Here is a 3,047-nt window from a genome sequence, read left to right as displayed (position 1 = left end):
AGGCGAACGCGGCGAACTGAAACATCTAAGTAGCTGCAGGAAAAGAAATCAACCGAGATTCCCAGAGTAGTGGCGAGCGAAATGGGACCAGCCTGCAAGATTTAGCATCATGGATAGTGGAATGCCCTGGAAAGAGCAGCCGCAGCGGGTGATAGCCCCGTACACGAAATCCGTAATGTGGAACTAGGCTTGCGACAAGTAGGGCGGGACACGTGAAATCCTGTCTGAACATGGGGGGACCATCCTCCAAGGCTAAATACTCGTAATCGACCGATAGTGAACCAGTACCGTGAGGGAAAGGCGAAAAGAACCCCGGAAGGGGAGTGAAATAGATCCTGAAACCGTGTGCATACAAACAGTCGGAGCGGACTTGATCCGTGACGGCGTACCTTTTGTATAATGGGTCAGCGACTTACATTCAGTGGCAAGGTTAACCGCATAGGGAAGCCGTAGAGAAATCGAGTCCGAACAGGGCGACAGTCGCTGGGTGTAGACCCGAAACCAAGTGATCTACTCATGGCCAGGATGAAGGTGCCGTAACAGGTACTGGAGGTCCGAACCCACTAATGTTGAAAAATTAGGGGATGAGCTGTGGGTAGGGGTGAAAGGCTAAACAAACTTGGAAATAGCTGGTTCTCTCCGAAAACTATTTAGGTAGTGCCTCAAGTATCACCATCGGGGGTAGAGCACTGTTATGGCTAGGGGGTCATCGCGACTTACCAAACCATTGCAAACTCCGAATACCGATGAGTGCGAGCTTGGGAGACAGACGTCGGGTGCTAACGTCCGGCGTCAAGAGGGAAACAACCCAGACCGCCAGCTAAGGTCCCAAAGATTGGCTAAGTGGAAAACGAAGTGGGAAGGCTAAAACAGTCAGGAGGTTGGCTTAGAAGCAGCCACCCTTTAAAGAAAGCGTAATAGCTCACTGATCGAGTCGTCCTGCGCGGAAGATGTAACGGGGCTAAGCCAGTCACCGAAGCTGCGGATATGTACGTAATTTATTACTGTACATATGGTAGGAGAGCGTTCTGTAAGCCTGCGAAGGTGTCTTGTAAAGGATGCTGGAGGTATCAGAAGTGCGAATGCTGACATGAGTAGCGATAATGGGGGTGAAAAGCCCCCACGCCGTAAGCCCAAGGTTTCCTGTTCAACGTTCATCGGAGCAGGGTGAGTCGGCCCCTAAGGCGAGGCAGAGATGCGTAGCTGATGGGAAGCAGGTTAATATTCCTGCACCGTCGTGTGATGCGATGGGGGGACGGATCGCGAATGGTTGTCCGGGTGTTGGATGTCCCGGTTCTTGACTTGTAGAAGGCCCTTAGGCAAATCCGGGGGCATGATTCAAGGGGTCGAGACGAGCGGCTTTATGCTGCGAAGCAATCGGAAGTGGTTCCAAGAAAAGCCTCTAAGCTTCAGTCACACGAGACCGTACCGCAAACCGACACAGGTGGGCGAGATGAGTATTCTAAGGCGCTTGAGAGAACTCGGGAGAAGGAACTCGGCAAATTGGTACCGTAACTTCGGGATAAGGTACGCCCTGGTAGCTTGACTGGCCTGCGCCAGAAGGGTGACGGGGTTGCAATAAACTGGTGGCTGCGACTGTTTAATAAAAACACAGCACTCTGCAAACACGAAAGTGGACGTATAGGGTGTGACGCCTGCCCGGTGCTGGAAGATTAAATGATGGGGTGCAAGCTCTTGATTGAAGTCCCAGTAAACGGCGGCCGTAACTATAACGGTCCTAAGGTAGCGAAATTCCTTGTCGGGTAAGTTCCGACCTGCACGAATGGCGTAACGATGGCCACACTGTCTCCTCCCGAGACTCAGCGAAGTTGAAATGTTTGTGATGATGCAATCTACCCGCGGCTAGACGGAAAGACCCCATGAACCTTTACTGTAGCTTTGCATTGGACTTTGAACCAATCTGTGTAGGATAGGTGGGAGGCTTTGAAGCGGGGACGCCAGTTCCCGTGGAGCCAACCTTGAAATACCACCCTGGTTTGTTTGAGGTTCTAACCTTGGTCCGTTATCCGGATCGGGGACAGTGCATGGTAGGCAGTTTGACTGGGGCGGTCTCCTCCCAAAGTGTAACGGAGGAGTTCGAAGGTACGCTAGGTACGGTCGGACATCGTGCTAATAGTGCAATGGCATAAGCGTGCTTAACTGCGAGACTGACAAGTCGAGCAGGTACGAAAGTAGGACATAGTGATCCGGTGGTTCTGTATGGAAGGGCCATCGCTCAACGGATAAAAGGTACTCTGGGGATAACAGGCTGATTCCTCCCAAGAGTTCATATCGACGGGGGAGTTTGGCACCTCGATGTCGGCTCATCACATCCTGGGGCTGTAGCCGGTCCCAAGGGTATGGCTGTTCGCCATTTAAAGTGGTACGTGAGCTGGGTTTAAAACGTCGTGAGACAGTTTGGTCCCTATCTGCCGTGGGCGTTGGAAGTTTGAAGGGGGCTGCTCCTAGTACGAGAGGACCGGAGTGGACGAACCTCTGGTGTACCGGTTGTCACGCCAGTGGCATTGCCGGGTAGCTAAGTTCGGAAGAGATAACCGCTGAAAGCATCTAAGCGGGAAACTCGCCTTGAGATGAGACTTCCCGGGAGCTTGACTCCCCTAAAGGGTCGTTCGAGACCAGGACGTTGATAGGCTGGGTGTGGAAGCGCAGTAATGCGTTAAGCTAACCAGTACTAATTGCCCGTGCGGCTTGTCCCTATAACCTTGACGGTTAAAGTGGACGCTGTGTGCGGTGCATGTGACGCGATACTCACAACCCTGCAAGACGGATCATTGATCGCAGCAGCCGGAATGGCTCGCTGCAGCAGTTGCAAGACAAAATACTTCTTCCAGTTTGGGTTGCCTGACAGCGCCGCCGTAGGGGCGCGCCAGGGAACCGACAAGTCATGCCTGATGACCATAGCGAGTTGGTACCACCCCTTCCCATCCCGAACAGGACCGTGAAACGACTTAGCGCCGATGATAGTGCTGCAACCAGTGTGAAAGTAGGTCATCGTCAGGCTGTTACACCAGAAGACCCCCGTCGCC

At 52.9% G+C, this 3,047-nt stretch carries 2 rRNA genes; both read left to right on the top strand.

Annotation, left to right across the window (positions count from 1 at the left end):
* Window positions 1-2,717: ribosomal RNA gene (locus QOL82_RS28920) — 23S ribosomal RNA — on the top strand.
* Window positions 2,718-2,908: 191 nt separating this feature from the next.
* A 5S ribosomal RNA gene (gene rrf, locus QOL82_RS28915) occupies window positions 2,909-3,021 on the top strand.
* Window positions 3,022-3,047: the final 26 nt, after the last annotated feature.

This window comes from Noviherbaspirillum suwonense (assembly GCF_900182955.1).
GTDB lineage: Bacteria > Pseudomonadota > Gammaproteobacteria > Burkholderiales > Burkholderiaceae_D > Noviherbaspirillum_A > Noviherbaspirillum_A suwonense.
This window is presented reverse-complemented; position numbering and strand designations above follow the sequence as displayed.